Here is a 20,873-nt window from a genome sequence, read left to right on the forward strand (position 1 = left end):
TATGAAGTGCTACAAATTGCGATTTTTAAAAATTGAAATTAAAATGGCAAAACCTAATAGTGCAGAAATTAGAAACCCTAGAGCACCCAGAATAGGGATCCCGTTTACTTTAGGAGGCATATCTGCAATTACTAAAATAGACGACCCAATAGATAGTGCTGCGATAATTATAGCAAATACCATTCTATTGATAGCGGTTTTCAACGTGTCTTTAAACTCATTTAGGCCTTTGTGTTCATGGACAATAACTAATTTACCGTTTTTTATTTTACTTATAATATCATTGATATCCTCAGGCAGGGTATCTATTAAATTCGTGTAGTCTTCTGCTCTAGCGATACTCTTTTTTACAAACCTTTTAAGACTTAATCGTTTGCGAATAATTGTAGTCATGTAGGGTTCTAAATTCTCCGTAATATTAAAATCAGGATTTAGTTTTAATCCAACACCTTCAATGATCACTAAAGCACGTATAAGCATGTACAAATAATGCGGGATAGCAATTTTATTGTTAAATAATATGTTTTTGAATTGACTGAGGGTTGCTCCTAATTTTATATGCTGAATAGCAATATTACTGATGCCTTCTAGAAGTTCATTGAGATCATATTCAAGGGTTTTCTCATCAGGAATATCGGTTCTTATTGCAATTTTTTTGAGTACTACAATAATTTTTTTAACATCTTTCTTAAAGAATGCAAGTAATAAATCTTCTAAGGCTTCTTTGTCTTTAGGCATAATACTGCCCATCATTCCATAATCTATAAAGCAAATGCGTTCCTGTTCTGGTAGCACAAATATATTGCCTGGATGTGGGTCTGCATGAAAAAAACCAAAATCTAGAATCTGCTCTAAGTAAAGATTAACACCTAATGTGGCTACTGCTTTTGTATCAATGTTAAGCGCTTGTAATTTTTTTATTTCGGAGACTTTGATACCATCAATATACTCCATGCAAATAATATGATCATTGCTAAAGGCTTTATAAGCCTTAGGAACATAAATTATGTCATTGTTTTCAAAATTTTTAGAAAACCGCAGCATATTATTTAGTTCTTGGGTATAACTGAGCTCTTCAGTAATACTCTTCTCAAAAGAGGCGATTAGTTGCATGGGTTGTAATTGCTGCGCTTGAGAACTGTATTTCTCTAAGGCACTAGCAACATCCTTCATGATAGATATATCTGAAGCAATGGTTTCTTTTATATCGGGTCTTTGAATTTTGAAAATAACCCATTCCCCAGTTAATAATTGTGCTTTATGTACTTGTGCTAATGAAGCTGCCGCAAGTGGAGTGGGGGAGATATACGAAAAACATTCATTGCTATCTAGCGCTAATTCTTCTTTTATTTTTTTTGCAACATCAAAATTTTCCAGAGGTTTTACATTATCCTGAAGTTTCACAAGTTCTTTTAGTAACTCCAGAGGAAGCATGTCTTCTCTATTGCTAATCACCTGTCCCATTTTTACATAGCTAGGGCCTAACTCTTCAAGGACCATTCTAATACGCTCGTATGTAGAATAGGAGAGAAGCTTATGAGTGTCTGGGTGTTTCTTTAAATAGGTGTCAGGGATAAGGTTTTTTTATAGGAGTTGACGCCAATACATCCTCAAAACCATATTTAGAAAGCACACTAAACAGCGTACCGTATCTTTTTAAATCTTGTTTTTTTGGTAATTTTAATGATGGCATACGGTATTACGGTACATTTTGTTGCAGCGTAAAACAAAAATAAAAGAATACAAGCTGGTTTCAAATGATAAATATCACTACAAGTACCAGGAAGTATTCTTTTATATTATGCATGTACCAAACGGTATGCTTGCTTTGCAATTTCTAGCTCTTCATTGGTAGGGATCATCAATACCTTTACCTTAGCATCTGTTTTATTTATTTCTAAAAGCGATTTTGATCGGGTATTATTTTTATCAGCATCTAGTGTAATTCCTAAATACTCTAAATCAGTACAGACCATTTCTCTTATTAGAGCAGAATTTTCTCCAATTCCTGCGGTAAAAATTATGGCATCTATTCCATTTAAGATAGCCGCATAGGCACCGATATATTTTTTGATGCGGTAGGTATTCATCTGTAAGGCTAAAATACATGATTTGTCCCCTTTTTCAGCGGCTGCTTGTATGTCTCTTAAATCACTAAAACCAGTAAGCCCCAGCATACCACTTTTTTTAATTAGCAGTTCATTCACTTCCTCTAAGGAGTATCCTAAAGTTTCTACTAAATAGAAAATTATAGCATGATCAATGTCTCCACTTCTAGAGCCCATTATTAAGCCATTAGAAGGAGCAAAACCCATACTGTGATCAATACTTTTACCATCCTTAATTGCCGTTATACTACAGCCGTTTCCTAAATGAATGGAAATTATTTTAGACGTTTTTTGATTGAGGTGTTCTATTGCTTTTTCTGATACATATTTATGACTCGTACCATGAAAACCGTAAACTTGCACTTTGTTTTCATAGAATTCTTCAGGAATAGCATATTTCTTAGCTACAGCTGGAATTGAATGATGAAAAGCAGTATCAAAAACGGCAACTTGTTTGGCATTCGGGAAAATTTCTTCTGCCAATTCTATACCCTCTAAATTATGGGGATTGTGTAGCGGTGCTAAAGCATGAAGATTTTTTATTTTCTCTTTGACAGAGGCATCAATTAAAGAAGTGTCAGAGAATGCTTTTCCTCCATGAACTACCCTATGGCCTACTACAGAAATTTCTTCGGTATTTTTTATCACGCCTAGCGAAGGATCCAATAAAAGATCTGCTATTTTTAATAAGCCTGCTTTATGGCTAGGAATTGCTAGCTCTTCTTCTAGTTTTGTTGCGTTCGTGCTATATTTTAATAAGGCATTATCACTACCTATGCGCTCTGCCAAACCCTCGCAAATCACCAGCTCAGTAGGCATACTTATTAATTGATATTTTATAGAAGAACTGCCGGAGTTTAATATAAGGATATTCACGTAAATTGATTTTTTTTTGATGTTGAGTTAATTATAATCCTTCTGCTTGAATAGCGGTAATGATTACCGTATTAAAGATGTCTTCTACGGTACAACCACGACTTAAATCATTTACAGGCTTATTTAACCCTTGCAACATTGGACCAATAGCCAATGCACCCGTTTCCCGTTGTACCGCTTTATAGGTGTTATTTCCTGTATTTAAATCAGGAAAAATGAACACACTTGCTTGTCCGGCAACTTCAGAATCAGGAAGTTTACTTTTTCCTACTTTACTATCTACTGCGGCATCATATTGAATAGGACCTTCAACTTTTAAATCAGGTCGTTTTTCTTTTATCAATTTTGTAGCTGTTCTCACGCGGTCTACGTCTTCTCCAATACCAGAGGCACCTGAAGAATAAGATAGCATAGCTACTTTAGGCTCTATCCCAAAAGCAGCACTAGTTGCAGCAGATGAAATAGCAATTTCAGAAAGCTGCTCTGCAGTAGGGTTAGGATTAATGGCACAATCGCCAAAAATAGTAACACGGTTAGGCAAGCACATAAAAAAGACAGAAGAAACTAAAGAAACGCCTGGCTTAGTTTTTATAAACTGCAATGCAGGTAATATTGTATGTTGCGTAGTGTGTACCGCTCCAGAAACCATCCCATCTGCATGACCTTTATGTACCATCATCGTACCAAAGTAAGATACATCTTCCATAAGATCTTTTGCCATGGCTAAGTTTACATTTTTATGCTTACGCAATTCATATAGCGTGGTCGCGTAATCTAAAAAGTTGGCTGAATTTTTAGGATCAATAATGTCTATTTCTCCAGGATTAAAGACCAATGCTAATTCTTCCATTTTAGCAGTAATTTGATCTTTATCACCCAGTAGCGTAAGGGTTACGGCCTCTACTTCCAATAATTTTTTAGCCGCTATTAAAATTCTTTCATCAGTACCTTCTGGCAAGACAATATGTTTTTTGGCAGACTTAGCTCTTTTCAATAAATTGTATTGAAACATTCTAGGCGTAATCCCTTCTGCTTTAAAAGTTATTAAGCGCTCTGCTAAATCATTCACAGGGATATGTTTTTCAAATTCCTGAATTGAGGTGGTTATCTTTTCAGTATTATCCGCATATATCTTTGGCTTTATGGCTCCAATTTTATTGGTCACGGCAAAAGTTCCTTGATTTACAGAAATTATAGGTATAATATCAGAAAGACCTTCAATTAGTTTTATGATAGAATCTTCAGGAATTAATCCTCCTGTAAGTACAATACCTGATAAGTTTGGATAATTGGTAGAAATATTTGCTTGCAAGGCACCCAGAATAATATCTGCACGATCTCCTGGTGTAATAACAAGGCTGTCTTTCTTTAAATGTGTTAAATAATTACGGAGTTGCATTGCTCCCACGCTAAAGCCATTGGCTTGGTTGTTTAAATAGCCTTCTCCAAATAATACTTTAGCATCTAATTGGCTCGCTATTTCTTTTACAGTAGGGTTCCCTAAAGTAGGGTTTGCAGGAATAGCACCGATAAGTACTTTTTCTGGTAATTTTTTCTTTAAAGCAGCAACTACTAATTCTAAATTCTCAGGTTGCACTTTATTAGCTACGGTGAGTAATACCTCCACACCTTTTTCTCTAAAAGAATCAAAACCCATATACAGATTGCCCACTAATTCTTCTAGCGTTTTACCAGCGCCACTAGTAATTATAACAGCAGGTATTCCTAAGTTCTTGGCAACAAGTACATTTATATCCCATTCAATAATAGCCCCTTCACCAGAGAAATCTGTACCTTCTACAAGCACAAAATCAAACCGATCTTCAATAGCTTTAAATTTATGGATGATATGGCTGATGATCTCATCATCTTTATCTTGATTTTTTAACTGAAGTACTTTACTACGTGTAAAAGCATAGGCATCTTCGGGTTTCATATCAACTTCAAAATGCGATAGCACGGTTTGTATGTGATTGTCTATCTGCCCTTCTTTTAAGTCGTCCACAATAGGGCGGAAGTATCCTACTTTAGCTGTTTTTCCTAATAAAATTTGCATTAGGCCTAAGGATACTATAGACTTACCACTATTAGGTTCAGTGGTGGCAATATAAATGGCTTTACTCATGTAATGGGTATATTATGATCTTCTCAAAGTTAAGAGATTCTTTACCTAAGCACAAGGCAAAGTACATAAACTCTGAATTAATTATAGCTTCACTATTAAATATATAGCGCTTACATTTCTTTTCTTTTTCCCGTAATTTCGGTAATATTTATTTTAAAAACGGTAGGGATACCTTTCTGGTATGATTTGTTAGAAAATTCACTAATAAATTCAGTTTCTTTCTGTTCCTTTTCGAAAATTAGTTTCTTTACACCTTCGCTAAATGTATGTAATTTTTGTTTTGCATCGATACCTGTTAATTCTTCAAAAGTACCGTGAATTAATACCGATTGCCAATTGTTTACAGAGGTAATTTCTTGTACCGCTAATGATACCTGCTTGTTTTTACGCATGGCACTTAGTTTAAGACCATCTGCAGTATAACTTATGATAGTACCATCTTCCTTATCAAAATAATAGGTAATGGGAATTACATAGGGCATGTTTTGAGAAATAACCCCCAGGTTTCCAAAGTAATTATTAATAAGAATACTGATGCTTTGACTTTTGCTTAAATCTATCATTTTGTGAGGTATAAGAGCTGTTTGTTCTAATTGATTTGACAAAAATAAGCTGTATCAGGGTATTAAAATATGACAATAGTCAGTCCTTAATTTTAAGAGTTCTAATGGTTAAGAAATAGCTCAGAATTTGCAACTAAATTTAATCATAGGATATGATTTATCTCATTGTTTTTGATGAAATTCATGCCTTATTTCGCAGTTCACAAAGAATATATTCTTCCAATGAAAATAGTATTCCTCCTTTCTACCTTATTATGTATTTCCTGTGGAAGTAAACAAGAACGAACACTTCCCATAGTCAAGAAACTAACAGAATCTGTTTATGCCTCAGTAACCATACAGCCCGATAGTTTGTATGAAGCATATGCCATCGTAAATGGTATTCTTGAACGTAATTTGGTAGAAGAAGGAGCCTTAGTTCATAAAAATACACCTTTAGCACATATCACCAATTCTTCTAGTGCATTGAATGCAGAAAATGCAAGACTGTCTTTGCAACTAACCGCAAGTAACTATCAAGGGAATTCTACGGTGTTAAAAGAGCTGCAAGAAGATATAGAAACAGCACGTTTAACTTTTACAAACGATTCTATAAATTATAAAAGGCAAGAAAATTTATGGCGTCAGCATATTGGTTCCAAAATAGCATATGAAACTAGAAAATTAGCATATCAACGTTCCAAGAATCAATTGAATGTCTTGGACAATAAATTTAATCGGACCAGAAAAGAATTACAAACACAGGTAAAACAGGCACAAAATACCTACAAAAATTCTCAAATAACTACAGGAGAATATACGATTACTAGTAAAATTAACGGCAAAGTATATGCACTTTATAAAAATAGAGGTGAAATTGTAACTACCATGGAAGCCCTTGCTTTAGTAGGGAGCACGTCAAATTTTGTCATTGAACTGTTGGTAGATGAGGTAGATATTGTAAAAATAGAGAAAGGGCAAAAAGCATTAGTAAGTTTAGATGCCTATGCTGATAGGGTATTTGAAGCTGTAGTCACGAAGATATACCCTCAGAAAGATTCGCGTTCACAAACATTTAAAGTAGAAGCCTTATTTATAAAGACGCCTGAAAAATTATATCCAGGACTTTCTGGAGAAGGTAATATTGTTATTTATGAAAAGAGTGATGCATTAATTGTTCCTAAAGAATATATAGTGAATGGGAACTCGGTGGTAACGGATGATGGTTTAAAAACTGTAGAAATAGGTTTGCAGAATTTAAATGAAGTAGAAATTACAAAAGGTATTACAACCACTACGGAACTATTAAAACCAGAATAATGACAAATTGGCCTGTAATACTCAATATTGCAAAGACGCATTTGCTGACCAAGTTAAAATCAACATTAACGGCGGCTTTGGGAGTTACTTTTGGTATAGGTGCTTATATTACGTTGGTTAGTTTTATGACAGGGCTAAATGCAATGTTAGACGATTTAATATTAAACCAAACGCCTCATATACATTTGTACAATGAGATAAAGCCATCAGAAAAACAACCCGTAGCCTTGTATGATGAATTTCAACAGTCCTTTCAATTTGTACATTCAATTAAGCCAAAACAGCATCAGAAAAAACTACACAATGCTTTGCCTATTTTAAGCTATCTAAAAAAGGATAAAAAAATAAAAGGAGTAACCCCTCAAGCTAGAGCTCAGATTTTCTACATTTCGGGCTCCATAGAAATAGGAGGCAGTTTAATAGGAGTGTCTATCATGGATGAAATAAGGTTGTCTAATATTCGAGATAATATTATTCAAGGCCTACCAGAAGATTTGGAAAATAATGATACAGGTATTTTATTAGGTTCGGGCTTAGCAAAAAAAATGTCCTTAAAAATAGGCGATAGGGTACAGGTTAGTACGGTTAAAGGAGACCTTTTTCCTCTCAAAATAGTAGGATTATACCAGAGTGGGGTGGCAGAGGTAGATAATAGTCAGAGTTTTGTAAACCTAAAAACGGTACAGCGCATTCTAGGAGAAACCCAGAACTATATCACTGACATTAATATCAAACTAAATGATATTGAAGATGCTTCAGCATATTCAAAACAATTAGCTTCTCTGTTTTCAATTACGGCGACCAGTATAAATGAAGCTAATGCACAGTTTGAAACAGGCACTAACATTAGAAACCTTATTACCTATGCAGTATCTATAACGCTATTGATTGTGGCTGGATTTGGGATCTACAATATCTTAAATATGCTCATATATGAGAAGATGAAAGATATTGCCATCCTAAAAGCACTTGGGTTTTCAGGTACTGATGTTCAGCTTATTTTCATGAGTCAGGCAATGATTATAGGTTTGGTAGGCGGCCTATTGGGGCTTTTAGTAGGTTTTGGATTTTCTGTTCTTATAGATCATACTTCTTTTAAAACAGAAGCATTACCAACTATTGATACTTATCCGGTGGATTTTAGTCTTAGTTACTATGTTATAGGAATTGTATTTGCATTGCTTTCTACTTTTATAGCGGGGTATTTACCTGCAAATAAAGCCCGGAAGATAGATCCAGTAAAAATAATTAGAGGTACATAATAAAGCGTATGGATTTAGTTCTTGAAACAAAAAAAATAAATAAGCACTTTTTAAAACCTAAAGATTTTCATGTTTTAAAAGATATCTCCTTTGGAATAGAAAAAGGAGAATTTACGTCTATCATGGGGAAATCTGGTTCGGGGAAATCTACGTTACTCTATATCTTGTCTACTATGGACACCGAGTATACGGGCGAATTATATTTGAATAATGGATTGATCACAGGGAAAAACCAAAAAGAACTTTCTCAAATTAGAAATAAATATGTTGGCTTCGTGTTTCAGTTTCATTATTTGCTTTCGGAGTTTACGGTATTAGAAAACGTGATGTTACCTGCAAAAAAACTAGCAGAAAAATCACATCAAGAAATAGAGTATATAGCAATGGAAAAATTAAAAATGCTAGACATAGAGAAGTTAGCCTTGCAGCGCGCTTCAAGAATCTCTGGAGGAGAAAAACAACGAGTGGCTATTGCGCGTGCTTTAATTAATAACCCCGTACTTTTAATGGGTGATGAACCAACAGGAAATTTAGATAGCCGCAATGCAGATAATGTGTTTAATATTTTTAAACAATTGAAAGAAGAAGAAGACCTATCCCTATTAATCGTAACCCATGATGAAGATTTCGCTAATAAAACAGACCGAATCATTCAGATGGAAGACGGAAGAATTATTAGTTCATAATTTAAAAAAACAAAAATGAAAAAAATTCACCAAGTTCTTACAGCTATTTCTCAGCTCATTAAAACAATTGAAACAGATTATCCGGAATTGTATCAATTTCTAGATGAAAACCCCGTGACCATACCCTCAGAAAAGCATCCCGATTTAGACAAGGATACGCTTGAGGGTTATTTAGCAGATCTGAATAGTTTATTAAAACATCATATTAAAAATCATACCAAGGCTAAATAATGACCATCAGATAGCATCTAATCTGTTAAGCTTTTGTTTGAGCAAACGTAGTTCTTCTTGCATGGCGCTATTGCGTTCTAGCAATTGATGTACGGCTTCTAAACCTTCAATGTTTATGTTGAGGTCTTGGTGTAAACGTACCATCTTTTCTACTTTAGGTAATTCCTCTAAAGGAATGAATTGATGGTCATCAACACTTTTTAATTCGATAATATCATAATTGTATAACTCGGTAATGAAGGTTATTTCTATCTCGTAACTAGTACAGAAATCATTAAGATGTATCAATTGTGTGTCCATAAGCTTCTCTTTATAAGTTGGTAGCTGCTAGTGCTTCAAATAATTCTTTTTGTTCCTTAGTTAAATTGGTCGGAATTTTTACTTGGTATGTAATATATAAGTCTCCAAACTGATTTTCCTTTTTGTATTTAGGCAAGCCCTTACCGGACAATTTTACTTTAGTACCATTTTGAGTTTCAGGCTTAACTTTTAATTTTACTTTACCAGTCAGGGTATCTATTGTAATATCGCCTCCTAAGATTGCCTTGGTAAGGGGTACCTCTATTGTTTTGTAAAGATTTGCTCCTTCGCGTGTAAATTCTGTATTGTTTTGTACCATAAATTTTATAAATAAATTTCCTGCAGGTCCGTTATTAACTCCTGGACCCCCATAGCCTGCAATTTTTATGGTCTGCTCATCTTCAATACCGGCAGGGATTGTAATCCTAATTTTTTTATTATTTACCGTTAAAGTTTGTTTTTCGGTAGTTAAGGTGTCGGTAAGGTTTAAGGTTAAAGACGCATTATAGTCTTGGCCTCTAAATCTGGCATTCTGTCTAGAAGAGTTAAAATTTCCTTGTTGACCGCCAAACATGCTTTCAAAAAAGTCTGAGAAATCTTCATTGGACTGCCCGCCATTAAAACCACCAGCACCTCCAGGGTTTTGTCTGCTATGCTGACGCTGCTGTTGTTTTTGTTTTTCAAATTCGTCTGCATGCTGCCAATCCTTTCCGTATTGGTCATATTTTTTACGCTTCTCTTTATTGCTAAGAACTTCATTAGCTTCATTAATTTTCTTGAAATTTTTCTCAGCTTCTTCATTATCCGGATTTAAGTCTGGATGATGTTTTCGTGCCAATTTGCGATATGCTTTTTTAATATCGCCTTCTGTAGCATTTTTAGAAATGCCCAAAACTTTATAATAATCAATGAATTCCATATGCGCTAGTATCCCGTATTAATGTTCCCGTAGGTATAAATAATGTAACTATAAATTTACGAAGCGCAATCGTCTTATGAAATGATATATATCATTTGAGTTACAACTAGGAAGATTTAAGCAAAAAAAAATCCAACTACAAAGAATTGGATTTTCAAATCGTTAAAGATGTACTATTTATAGTGAATGGCTATTTTTGCCAGTTGGCCCACAATCTGAATGGAATCTTTCATAGATAGTTTAGAACCATCTGCATGAATCCATCTTTTCAACGGTTGTTCGCAAATCATACTCTGTACTTTTTCCTTACCATAATGTTTACGCATGCGCATAAAAATTTCTACATCGAATAACCAGCGGGTAATAAATTTTTTCTGAAAGACAAGTTCCACGAGTTCCTTATCCATTATTTTGGCACCACATTGGGTATCATTAAAAGGCATTTTTAAAATAGATCTAATGATAAGGTTAATGGTCATACTAATTATCTTTCTCGCAGATTCTTTCGTGATATTTGCACCCATTCTACTCATACGAGAGCCACTAACAATTTTAAAGTCTGAAGTTTCCATGGTTTTCACCAAATCATCAAAGTCTCTGAAATCTGTAGATAAATCGGCATCTAAATACCCAATATAATCCAATTGCGGGTCTTTGGCTAAATGCAACATTCCTTGACGTACTGCTTCTGCTTTACCGCCATTCTTTTCGCAATTATAGACACTTATTTTATTCTCATTTCCTTTTCGTAATTCTTCTAATACTTCTAAGGTACTATCCGTACTGCCATCGTTTACAAAACATAAATGATAACCAAGGTTGTTATAAACAAAATTCTTAAAAGCTTCACCAGATAAGCGTTCTTCCTCATTGTAACAAGGTATAACAACACCCACACAATATTGTTGTAACATTTGCCCTTCACTCTTAGCACTTTCTGTATTGCTATCAGTGGGGCTTCCTATAATGCGTTTTACGCGAGCGGCTACTTCACTTAAACTTACAGGCTTCTTCATGTAATCATCTATCCCTAAATCAAAGCCATCTACAATAATTTTTTCATCGGTGTTACCAGACATTACCACTATTGGCGTTTTAGATTTTTCTTCTAAACGGATGTGTTTTACAACATCTAATCCTGATAAGCCTGGCATATTAATATCTACAATAACTAAATCGGGCTGGAATGTTTTGAAAATATCAATTCCTTTTTCTCCAGAATCGGCAGTTTTAACTTGGTATCCTAATTCAATTAATCTCTTTTCTAAAGACATTAATATTAAAAGTTGGTCGTCAATGGCTAAGATTTTCATGAGCTGTGGGTTGAGTATGGGGTTTTAGTATTGGTTTTTGTATGATGCAATGATATTATTAAACCCAAAGTTTATGTAATCATTGAAGATTAGTGACTTTTTTCTATAGTTGAATATGCATAATCTTACGTTGAATACAGGATTGGTATCGGTATGTATTTGATAAATCATATGTAAATTCTTACAATTTTAAAAGTAATTAATTATGTAATAACGTCAAATTTTGTTTCTTGTTGTATCTCCTTATTAAATTTATAATTTTATATCTTTGATATTGTTGTATTTTCTTACCAGCAATTTCTAAATGAAGAAAAAAACCAATACACTTTTAATTTTAGCTTTGATAGTTGGCCTTGCATTTCATGGGTCTGCAATTTTCTTCACCTTAGAATCTACTTATGATGCCTTAATACATTTATTTTTTGCAGATCATTATGCAGACTCTTGGTTTGATCCTTGGGAATATAGATGGTACACAGGATTTACCGTACAATCATACCCTCCTTTAGTACATCAGGTTATAGGCATACTTTCTTATATTGGAGGGTTAAAATTTGGGATGTATACGGTAGCATTATTGGCTATTGTGCTGTTTATAACCGGTGTTTACCGGTATACCTTATTAATGACAGGGAGTAGGAGAATAGCCGGTTACGGTGCCGTCCTAGCCGTATTTTCTTCCACATTTGTAGAAACGCTTCATATTTTCGGACAATTACCAAGTATTACAGCGCTTTCCATTCTTTTGCATTCCATGACAGAAATATACTTATGGATCAAGACAGGAAAAATCAGGTATTTTTTGACCAGTGTTACCATGCTTGCCGTGACAGTAACCTCTCATCATGTAACGCCAATTTTTGGAATGGTGTTTTTTATAGCGCCATTAATAGGAATGGCAGTTATGGATGCCTCTCGAGAACGTGTAAATTCTTATAAAGAACTTACCTTTAAAATATTTTGGAATACCACATTAAAGCATTTTTGGCGTATAGCCAAGTTTGGTGGTACCAGTCTTTTTTTAATCGTTTTTTGTATTTTTCCCTATTGGTATAATTCTAAAAGAAACCCGATAACGCAAGTAGCAATTCCGCATGGCTCTCGTGATAATTTTTTAGAAATTACGTCATCAGGTTTGGTGTTTTTTGTAATTCCATGGGGGATATTTCTATTCGTATTGCCTTATTTCTTCTATAGATATTTTAGTAAACGGTATATTTTCTTCGGATTATCTTTTGCTTTATTAACCATATTGGGTACAGGTGGTACGACGCCGATACCTTTAATGATGTTGGGAGAAACAGCTTTTAATATTCTTACTTTAGATAGGTTTACCTTATGGGCGACTATTATGGCTTTACCCATTTTTGCAGAGTTTGCCTATAGAATGGTAGAGGGCGATTTAAAAGTGTTGGTGCAAGAAAAGTTCGGCGAAGTCTATCATCGAGTCATTGGTGGGTTAATTGCTGGTGGTATGTTGTTTATGGTACTTTTTACCATGACCTTAGGGTATTTTAGGCCGTCGCAACCTGCTAAAATTAATATGCTACCTATTGTAAATTTTTTAGGAGCAGATTCACACGATTCTTGGCGGTATTTGCCATTAGGGTTTGGAGATCAAATGGCTTGGCTATCTGCCCAAACAACGGCGATGACCGTAGATGGTAATTACCATTCTGCTAGACGTTTACCAGAATTAACGACGAGGGCTATTGAACGTATAGAAAATTCTAAATTTAGAGGAGTAGAAGGTATTGGTTCTTTACAGCAGTTTTTAACGGTACCGGAGAAATACAATTTAAAGTATATCTTTTCTAATGATAAATTTTATGATCCTATATTATACTATTGCGGTTGGCAACGTTTGCAGCAATTAGAAAACGGAATTATGGTGTGGGAAAAGTTAAATGTACCTCCCATACCTCAGATAATTCCCAAGGAAGACGTACCTACCATTATGAAAATAATGTGGGGAATCATTCCGTTAACTACCGTACTACTAGCGTTTATTATTAATATACAGCTTATTTGGGTACGGCTTTTAAAGTCTAAAAAGTTGGAGCCACCTTCTTTTATGAAGTTAGAATTGCCTTATAATAAATTCTCCTATAAACTTTTAATCTTTTCGCATTTTTGGGCTTTCATTGTCTTAATTTGTTTAGGGTACGGTATTTATTTGTTCTATGTTAAGAATGTAGCGCAACTCTCTGCAAATAATGTGGTAGAGGCTTACTATGATGCTTTAGATTTTAAAGAATTTAATAGAGCGCATTCTTATCTAGATCCAGACAGTAATATAGATATTGCACAATACATGCTAGAGGTTTCTGTAACCGATGGAATATTAAGTTCCTATGCGAAAATGGATTCTTTGCATGTGGAAATCTATGATGAAACACCTACTAGCGCTAAAGCCAAAGTACACACCCGGTGGATTACTCCATTAGAAAATTTATACAGTAGTGATTATCATGAACTTGTAAAGAGGAAAAGTAAATGGTATATAAAACCTTCTAAATTTGATAATGATATTCCTCCAGATCAATTATTTACAGCAAATGGGACAACTTTTTATAACCATGGTAGAAGGAAGATAACAACGCAAGAAACCTATCATGAAGATGTGTTAAAGCAGCCTGTGTTAGAAATATTAAGTGCCAAATTGGTGAAGAATAGGGGGCAGTTTAGTATCATAGGGGAAATACAAAATGTAGATAATGTACCCGCAGATGTCGTGATCAAGGCTACGTTGTATAATGATGCTAACAAAGAGTTGGCCAATTACAATGCTAAATATCATATGAAGCATAAATTAATGCCTAAAGAAACTACGGTCTTTAAAATAAATTTTGAAGGAATTGCATGGTCGTCTACTAAAGATACCTTGCCGCCTACTTTTGATCCAGACCAATTTACACCAATGAATTTTGAAGATCAACCCACAAATTTTAACTTACAATCTGCGGGAAATGTGGCGAATACAGATTTGTATAAAGGAGTTGCTTTGCAGGATATGGAGTATACAGATCAAGGATTCAATGGTGTTCTTTTCAATGCTGGAGTTCAGGAAGTTACCATACCTCAATTAATAATTTCGTACTACAATAAAGAAAATGAACTACTTTGGGTAGATCATTCTTTTGTGCCTGAGGGGGTACGCATACAACGAAAACAATTTTTTAATTATAAACCATTAGAGTTAGATAGTTTAGAAGTCATACGTAGTGATTTGAAAAATTGCTTTGTAAACGGAATGCCTAATGCCTCCATAGCAGAAAAAGTTTTTCCAAATAGAAATTATTCCCATGGAGCTAGTCAGACGCAACCATTTTCTGGCGTTGGCTTTGAATTTATAAAGTTTGAGATAAATAGTTATATCGGAAACCCGAAGTAATATGCATAAAACAATTTATATCATACTCTGTTTTATTATGCTTGGATGTTCTTCAAAAAAAGAAGAACCTAAAAAAAGTGCGCAAATAAATGCGATAGCACTGACAAAAAAGGACAGATATACTGCAGGGGATGCTATTACAATGGCATTTAAAACCGAGGCTCCAATAGAAAATTTTAAGTTGCATATTAAAAATGCTTATGGAACATTATTAGTTGCACCCGAAATGGTACATGGTGAAATGGTTTTTTCTTTTCCTACAAATTTTTCACGAAAATCTGGTTTGTGTCGTTGGAAATTAATCAATGAGGGCCAAACCCTTCTAAAAGGAGAAATTGAGATTCATCCTAATGAGCAAAAAGGGACCAATATGGCCACCTATTTTGGACCGAGAAGTATTACAGCAGGCGATATTGATTATTCTATGTTAGTTATTGCTCCTACAGATGTTTTTGATAACCCTGTAGCTAGAGGCACTGAGGTTACGGTTAAATCCCAATTCTTAGCATCTATTAATGAATATAAGGTAGCCACTACAGAGTTAATGGCATGGTACAATGTGAGATCTACCCATAAGTCGGGTAGAATATTAGTCACAGCAGCATGTAATGCCACCCCTTCTAAAGAACTTACCACGATTGTTTTTCCATCAAACTCTACGAGCTTTAAAATAACAGCTTTTCAAGATCATGATTATGCAGATGGCAATCAAATTTTAAAATTAAGGTCTGATATTATCAAAGATGAATTTGGAAATACGGTAAGTGACGGTACCTTGGTGACATTTATTATTAAGAACGATAAAGATGCCTATCTATATACTGTAGGTACTACGATAAACGGTATTGTAGAAGGCAGAACTTTACACCCTTCTCAAGCAGCGCATTGGAATATTCAAGCATTTATTACGGGAGCATCTGAAAGCAATTCTATAGATGTTACATTTAGAACCGCAATTGAAGATTATAAAGTGTACTTTTCTAAAGGCAATAGAAATATAGATATAGGACCATTGGAAAGTTTCATGAAACAATTAGTGCCTGATGGTATTTTGGTACAAATGGATGTGTTTTCGGAACATGGAGATTTTATAGAAACAAAAAAGACCACCACCAAAAAAGGGGTGTGCAATTTTTATTTAAGTCCAGAATACTTAGAAAATGGCACCTACAAATTAGTGATTAGGGCGGCAGGCATTACTAAAGAATTTAAAAAAGAAATGAATGGCATTTAAACTTAATAAAACACTGTATAGAACCGTCATCATTGCATCATTTATTGCGGTAAATGCACTTATCATTTCTGGTATTGGATCGGCATGGGTTTTTCTTAATACAGGGGCAGACCGTACTTCCATGTTACATTTAGAAGTTCCTATGGATGAGGTTTACCGGCCAGAAATTGCTTGGTCTAATGTAGATAATCCAGGAAGGCCCATAGAGGAACAAACTTTAGGGGAGATTACGAACGATTATTTAAACGCATGGCACGTACGCAATATCGCTTTTAAAAAGAATGACTACTACGGGATTAAAGATTTTTATACGGACAGTGCTCGGGTACGTTTGTATGATAACATAGACCTCAATTTAAAAAATAATAATTGGTACAAGCGTACCACACTAAAGCATAATGGTGCTATAGATTTTTACAGTGTAGACGGTACTATGGTTGTTTTTAAGGACCACAATGTTGTTGAATACCAAGAAATTTATACTGGAGAAGAATTACTGTATAAAGAAAAAGATACTACAAGCTATCATGTGATGATGCTCTTGGAAGATGGATTTTGGAGAATTCGCCATTTAAAAGAAATTGAAAATAGTAGAGACACTACAACCTTAGCAGCACGTAATATTGATGCTGAACTTAAAAAAATTGAGAATCTAAAAGGAATAAACTATTATCCTAAAGATACCCCGTGGGACACTTTTGGAAAACGATTTGATGCTACGGTTATTAATGATGATTTTAAGATTATTCATGACATGGGATTAAACGGGATTCGGATTTTTGTACAATATGAAGATTTTGGAAAGAGTACGGTTAAAAAAGATAAAATAGCACTCTTGAAAAAAGTGCTAGATCTAGCGGAAGAAAACAAGCTAGATGTTATACTTACATTATTTGACTTTTATGGGGATTATGATGTCTCTAATTGGACCTTGACCAATAGACATGCAGAGGCCATTGTACATGCGGTAAAGGACCACCCAGCCCTGTTAGCATGGGATTTAAAAAATGAACCCGATTTAGATTTAGCCTCGAGAGGTCGTGAACGGGTTATTGGCTGGCTAGAACAAATGATGGAGAATATTAAACTCTGGGATAGAAACCATCCCGTTACTATTGGTTGGTCTTCTCCGGAAGCTGCGGTAGAATTGGTAGATCAGGTAGATTTTGTGTCCTACCATTACTATAGAGAACTATCCGATTTTAACAAGACTTATGATATTCTAAAGAAGAAAGCTTTGAACAAACCAATAATGCTGCAAGAATACGGTTTATCATCCTATGGCGGTATTTGGAATTTTTATAGAGGTTCTGATAAAAGACAAGCGGAGTATTATGCAGAAATTCAGCCTCTATTACTTAAGAAAAATATTCCATTTGTAGCTTGGACCTTATATGATTTTTCAGAAGTGCCCACAGCTGTAGTAGGTAAATTACCTTGGAGAAAAAGCAAGCAATACCATTTTGGTTTCTTAACTAAAAGAGGTAAGAAGAAAGCGGCTTATGAGCATTTTGCGCTACAAAAATAAAGAAGTATAGATAGGTAATAGCAGTTTTCTTTAACACCTATCACCATTACTTCAGGTATAGTCCATATTTTATTAGAATTTATTATGTGTTTAAAAAAAGAAGGGAGAGTAGACCACAACATCTCTCTCCCTTACACACATAACCACTAACCAAAGTTGTGAATTCTTAATGTTATTAATCTTGTGCATTTTAAAAAGAAGGGAGAGGAGACCACAACATCTCTCTCCCTTACACACATAACCACTAACCAAATTCTTAAAAGGTGTATTGTTTTTTAAAAAAGGAGATTTAATTTAAATTGCCTCTCCTTTTCACACATAACCAATAACCAATTGAATATATTTTTAAGCCTGTTCCTCTTGAAATTTAGGTACTGGCGATTTTTTCTCTATAATGGTATTAAAATGATCTAAATACATGGCCGCAATAGTAGACATAGGTAAAGAACAAGCAGCGGTGTAATTTGTATGCCCTAAGCTTCTTCTATACGTGTCATTCGTAATAATATTCTGAATGGCGTCTGCTAATGATCCCGTATTGTCGGCATCAAAAAATTCTCCTCTATATCCTTCCTCTTTTACGAGAATACTTAAATCTCCTAAGTCTGGTAAAGCAACTGCATTACCATAACTACCAGCTTGGTGTAAAACTCCTGAGCTTCCTGTTGTAGACGTATATGGGAATACAACCACCGCACTATCTTTAAATATTTTTTCTACATCTTCTTCGGCAACATACCCAGTAAACCTTATTTGTGGTACGGTATTATATTTTTCCTTCATGGAGTCTAAATAACCAGGGGTATTTGGACTGTCTGTACCGGCAATAACTATTTCTATATCTTCTTGGGTTCTTTTTCTTATAAGCTCTACCGCTTCTATTAAAACCTCTACTTTTTTATACGTACCAAATTTGCCAAATGCCATTACTTGTTTAGGACCAGCAGGTAAATCATAGGTAGGAGTAGGAGGAGTCTCAAAGGCTCCGTGTGGAATTAGCGCTATATTCTTAGCCTTATATTTTTTCTCTAATATGGTAACGTATTTGCTAATGGTTACGGCAACTACATCTGATGCTAACACAAATCTTGTTAACGTAGTACCAATAAAATTATATATTTTTTGCAATACTTTATTTTCAGTAAAACCTGCACTTTCTAAATCTACCTGCTCTAAAATATTATGCAATAAAGAAATGGTAGGTATACCTTTAAATTTGCATATAGCAGGAAGAAGAAGACCTAATGCTGCTGGTATTTTTTTATCTCCAAATTTTAAAAATTGAAGGTTAAATAGTACGGCATCTGGTTTAGTTTGATTTAATGCTTTGTTGACACTGAAAATATTTCCGTAACTATTAAAACTCCAGCATTCTTTTACCGTTATTTTACAACCGTTTTCTGTAAAAGCTAAATCTTTTTCTCCTTCTGTTTTATCACAAATTAGAACAAGTTCTGTGACTTGATCTTGTAATCTAAAATGCTTTACTAAATGATAACCATATTCTGTTAAGGTTACTTTACTTGGAGGATAAGCGGTTACGATGGCTAGTTTCATGGCTATACTTTTTATTCGGTTTGTGTTTTACAAATATGGTTTCTTATCGGCTTTATTCTTTTAAAACTCCGTCTAGTTTCGTTTTTCTATCGATGAATTAAAAGACACTGTCGATAAATAGTTTTATAATTATAGTTTTGATTTTTTAAGTAAAAAATAAATTATTTGTACTGCTAGCAATAAGGCCATAGCTATAATTTGTACGTGCACTACGACTTCTAAGGTGTCATGATAAAATACGACTAATGCTATTTGTGACATACCCAGCAAGCCCGATAAAATAACCGGCACATAATGATCTAATGACAAGAAATAGTAAGCAAATATATTCCCTATGGCAAATAATGATGTGGCTAAAGCGTACTGCCATAATAGACCGGCCATAGAAATATAAGCATCACCAAACATTACGGTTATAATAAACTCTGGCATAAGATAACAAGCCGTTACGATTACTGCGGATAGTAATCCTATATAGCCTACATATTTAAATAAAATAGGAGCAGTAGGTTCACCATCTTTTTGTTTTTGTACTACGGTAGGCAGCAATAACATAACAAACATCCACGCTACAAAATAGACTACACGGCCTATTAATGCTAAAGAGGCATAAAGGCCAGCATCAAGCGCATCAAAGTAATGCTTCACAAGAAGGATATCACTATTGTTTATGATAATCTGAGTGAATTCATAACAAGCAGTAAGCACCATAAATTTGGTCACGCGCTTGGCATTCTCAGGTAATAATTTTGTTTTAGAACTAAAACTCAATCCTTTTAAATCAGAAGGAATTAATCCGAAGATAAAGGAAATACCAATTCCTAATGCCACTAAAAAAGAAGACTCCAAAGGCACAAATAGTAGTAAGGCCAGCGTAATTAAGAGCCTAGTCCACATTTCTGTTTGGTAGGTGATAGATAGATTTTTAAAATCTTGATTTCCTTGATAATTTCCTCTATTGACACTCATAAAAAAATACAAAGGCACGCCAATACCAAAGAGAATAAACATCCAATGGCTTTTAGTATGAAATAATTCTTGTAAATTTTTAGAGAATAGGATAATTAAAATTCCGGCTATGATACCAAAAATGGTCGCATGTTTGTAACTCCTGTTTTTAAAACTAGACCATTGGTCTCCCGAAAAAAGGACTGCAAATTTGGCTGTAGCCAACTGAAATGTCATTCCAACAAAAGAGAGTACTAGTAATAAAGTAATTAATAAAGCAGCTTCTGCAAATGCAGCAGGGCCTAATAAACGTCCTAATAGTAAGTTGTATATATAATTGCCACCATTCACTAACAAAACACTACCCATGAACAATTGTTCGGGCGTAATTTTTTTAAGCAAAAGTTTAATAGTTAACATGCTGATTGGTTAATTGGTTTGGTTATTGTACTTCTTTTAATAGTACATATCTATAACGTTAAAACTTTATATTATTGTAAGATAATTCTTATAATTTGTATTTTATTTAA

Annotated in this window: 16 protein-coding genes; 7 read left to right on the forward strand and 9 right to left on the reverse strand. The window is 34.4% G+C overall.

What is annotated here, in order from left to right; translation table 11 throughout:
- Window positions 1-9: 9 nt before the first annotated feature.
- The 4 genes from BLQ19_RS18300 to BLQ19_RS18315 all read right to left on the reverse strand — a co-directional run bounded on the left by BLQ19_RS18300 (window position 10) and on the right by BLQ19_RS18315 (window position 5,672).
- A complete protein-coding gene (locus BLQ19_RS18300) occupies window positions 10-1,500 on the reverse strand; it encodes an ABC1 kinase family protein (protein WP_083332290.1) in 1,491 nt (496 codons plus the stop codon).
- Window positions 1,501-1,799: 299 nt separating this feature from the next.
- Complete coding sequence (locus BLQ19_RS18305) at window positions 1,800-2,984, reverse strand: acetate/propionate family kinase (RefSeq protein ID WP_074539298.1); 1,185 nt, start codon at window positions 2,982-2,984, stop codon at window positions 1,800-1,802.
- 31 nt (window positions 2,985-3,015) lie between these two features.
- On the reverse strand, window positions 3,016-5,109 hold the full coding sequence (gene pta, locus BLQ19_RS18310) for a phosphate acetyltransferase (protein WP_074539299.1): 2,094 nt from the start codon (window positions 5,107-5,109) through the stop codon (window positions 3,016-3,018).
- A gap of 110 nt (window positions 5,110-5,219) precedes the next feature.
- Window positions 5,220-5,672 carry a pyridoxamine 5'-phosphate oxidase family protein gene (locus BLQ19_RS18315; RefSeq protein WP_034668655.1) on the reverse strand — a complete coding sequence of 151 codons (453 nt, stop codon included), beginning with the start codon at window positions 5,670-5,672 and terminating at the stop codon, window positions 5,220-5,222.
- A gap of 222 nt (window positions 5,673-5,894) precedes the next feature.
- On the opposite strand from BLQ19_RS18315, the gene BLQ19_RS18320 reads away from it, so the two are divergent.
- The 4 genes from BLQ19_RS18320 to BLQ19_RS18335 are packed head-to-tail and all read left to right on the forward strand — an operon-like array spanning window position 5,895 to window position 9,150.
- On the forward strand, window positions 5,895-6,971 hold the full coding sequence (locus BLQ19_RS18320; RefSeq protein ID WP_029448718.1) for an efflux RND transporter periplasmic adaptor subunit: 1,077 nt from the start codon (window positions 5,895-5,897) through the stop codon (window positions 6,969-6,971).
- The gene (locus BLQ19_RS18325) at window positions 6,971-8,233 is read left to right on the forward strand and encodes an ABC transporter permease (protein WP_025614711.1); all 1,263 of its coding nucleotides are present in this window, start codon (window positions 6,971-6,973) and stop codon (window positions 8,231-8,233) included. Before BLQ19_RS18320 ends, BLQ19_RS18325 begins: the two co-directional genes overlap by 1 nt.
- Before the next feature lie 8 nt (window positions 8,234-8,241).
- Window positions 8,242-8,919, forward strand: a complete 678-nt coding sequence (locus BLQ19_RS18330) for an ABC transporter ATP-binding protein (protein ID WP_024480205.1) — start codon at window positions 8,242-8,244, stop codon at window positions 8,917-8,919.
- A gap of 15 nt (window positions 8,920-8,934) precedes the next feature.
- Window positions 8,935-9,150, forward strand: coding sequence for a hypothetical protein (locus tag BLQ19_RS18335; RefSeq protein WP_024480206.1), 216 nt, complete (start codon window positions 8,935-8,937; stop codon window positions 9,148-9,150).
- A gap of 6 nt (window positions 9,151-9,156) precedes the next feature.
- Here BLQ19_RS18335 and BLQ19_RS18340 read toward each other — a convergent pair whose 3' ends face one another.
- The 3 genes from BLQ19_RS18340 to BLQ19_RS18350 all read right to left on the reverse strand — a co-directional run bounded on the left by BLQ19_RS18340 (window position 9,157) and on the right by BLQ19_RS18350 (window position 11,682).
- On the reverse strand, window positions 9,157-9,450 hold the full coding sequence (locus BLQ19_RS18340; protein WP_024480207.1) for a chaperone modulator CbpM: 294 nt from the start codon (window positions 9,448-9,450) through the stop codon (window positions 9,157-9,159).
- 10 nt (window positions 9,451-9,460) lie between these two features.
- Window positions 9,461-10,369 carry a DnaJ C-terminal domain-containing protein gene (locus tag BLQ19_RS18345; RefSeq protein WP_074539300.1) on the reverse strand — a complete coding sequence of 303 codons (909 nt, stop codon included), beginning with the start codon at window positions 10,367-10,369 and terminating at the stop codon, window positions 9,461-9,463.
- Window positions 10,370-10,542: 173 nt separating this feature from the next.
- Window positions 10,543-11,682, reverse strand: coding sequence for a response regulator (locus BLQ19_RS18350; protein ID WP_024480209.1), 1,140 nt, complete (start codon window positions 11,680-11,682; stop codon window positions 10,543-10,545).
- A gap of 304 nt (window positions 11,683-11,986) precedes the next feature.
- On the opposite strand from BLQ19_RS18350, the gene BLQ19_RS18355 reads away from it, so the two are divergent.
- Genes BLQ19_RS18355 through BLQ19_RS18365 form a run of 3 tightly spaced genes read left to right on the forward strand, consistent with a single transcriptional unit; the run spans window position 11,987 to window position 17,838 of the window.
- Window positions 11,987-15,076, forward strand: a complete 3,090-nt coding sequence (locus BLQ19_RS18355; RefSeq protein WP_025614716.1) for a putative glycosyltransferase family protein — start codon at window positions 11,987-11,989, stop codon at window positions 15,074-15,076.
- 1 nt (window position 15,077) lies between these two features.
- A complete protein-coding gene (locus BLQ19_RS18360; RefSeq protein WP_139150285.1) occupies window positions 15,078-16,310 on the forward strand; it encodes a hypothetical protein in 1,233 nt (410 codons plus the stop codon).
- Window positions 16,300-17,838, forward strand: a complete 1,539-nt coding sequence (locus BLQ19_RS18365) for a glycoside hydrolase family 2 TIM barrel-domain containing protein (protein ID WP_074539301.1) — start codon at window positions 16,300-16,302, stop codon at window positions 17,836-17,838. The genes BLQ19_RS18360 and BLQ19_RS18365 overlap by 11 nt, the downstream gene beginning before the upstream one ends.
- A 345-nt stretch (window positions 17,839-18,183) precedes the next feature.
- On the opposite strand, the gene BLQ19_RS18370 is transcribed toward BLQ19_RS18365, so the two are convergent.
- Window positions 18,184-19,395 carry a glycosyltransferase gene (locus BLQ19_RS18370; protein ID WP_074539302.1) on the reverse strand — a complete coding sequence of 404 codons (1,212 nt, stop codon included), beginning with the start codon at window positions 19,393-19,395 and terminating at the stop codon, window positions 18,184-18,186.
- A 129-nt stretch (window positions 19,396-19,524) separates the two neighbouring features.
- Entirely contained in the window at window positions 19,525-20,763 is a 1,239-nt protein-coding gene (locus BLQ19_RS18375; protein ID WP_074539303.1) for an MATE family efflux transporter, read from the reverse strand.
- Between the last annotated feature and the right edge of the window lie 110 nt (window positions 20,764-20,873).

Origin of the sequence: Cellulophaga baltica (assembly GCF_900102165.1) — a bacterium.
Lineage (GTDB): Bacteria > Bacteroidota > Bacteroidia > Flavobacteriales > Flavobacteriaceae > Cellulophaga > Cellulophaga baltica.

Coding starts and splice junctions, on each gene's coding strand:
- BLQ19_RS18375 (WP_074539303.1), bottom strand. CDS start 20,763: ATGTTAACTATTAAACTTTTGCTTAAAAAAATTACGCCCGAACAATTG.
- BLQ19_RS18365 (WP_074539301.1), top strand. CDS start 16,300: ATGGCATTTAAACTTAATAAAACACTGTATAGAACCGTCATCATTGCA.
- BLQ19_RS18320 (WP_029448718.1), top strand. CDS start 5,895: ATGAAAATAGTATTCCTCCTTTCTACCTTATTATGTATTTCCTGTGGA.
- BLQ19_RS18355 (WP_025614716.1), top strand. CDS start 11,987: ATGAAGAAAAAAACCAATACACTTTTAATTTTAGCTTTGATAGTTGGC.
- BLQ19_RS18345 (WP_074539300.1), bottom strand. CDS start 10,369: ATGGAATTCATTGATTATTATAAAGTTTTGGGCATTTCTAAAAATGCT.
- BLQ19_RS18370 (WP_074539302.1), bottom strand. CDS start 19,395: ATGAAACTAGCCATCGTAACCGCTTATCCTCCAAGTAAAGTAACCTTA.
- BLQ19_RS18315 (WP_034668655.1), bottom strand. CDS start 5,672: ATGATAGATTTAAGCAAAAGTCAAAGCATCAGTATTCTTATTAATAAT.
- BLQ19_RS18330 (WP_024480205.1), top strand. CDS start 8,242: ATGGATTTAGTTCTTGAAACAAAAAAAATAAATAAGCACTTTTTAAAA.
- BLQ19_RS18360 (WP_139150285.1), top strand. CDS start 15,078: ATGCATAAAACAATTTATATCATACTCTGTTTTATTATGCTTGGATGT.
- BLQ19_RS18350 (WP_024480209.1), bottom strand. CDS start 11,682: ATGAAAATCTTAGCCATTGACGACCAACTTTTAATATTAATGTCTTTA.
- BLQ19_RS18300 (WP_083332290.1), bottom strand. CDS start 1,500: ATGGTCCTTGAAGAGTTAGGCCCTAGCTATGTAAAAATGGGACAGGTG.
- BLQ19_RS18325 (WP_025614711.1), top strand. CDS start 6,971: ATGACAAATTGGCCTGTAATACTCAATATTGCAAAGACGCATTTGCTG.
- BLQ19_RS18340 (WP_024480207.1), bottom strand. CDS start 9,450: ATGGACACACAATTGATACATCTTAATGATTTCTGTACTAGTTACGAG.
- BLQ19_RS18335 (WP_024480206.1), top strand. CDS start 8,935: ATGAAAAAAATTCACCAAGTTCTTACAGCTATTTCTCAGCTCATTAAA.
- pta (WP_074539299.1), bottom strand. CDS start 5,109: ATGAGTAAAGCCATTTATATTGCCACCACTGAACCTAATAGTGGTAAG.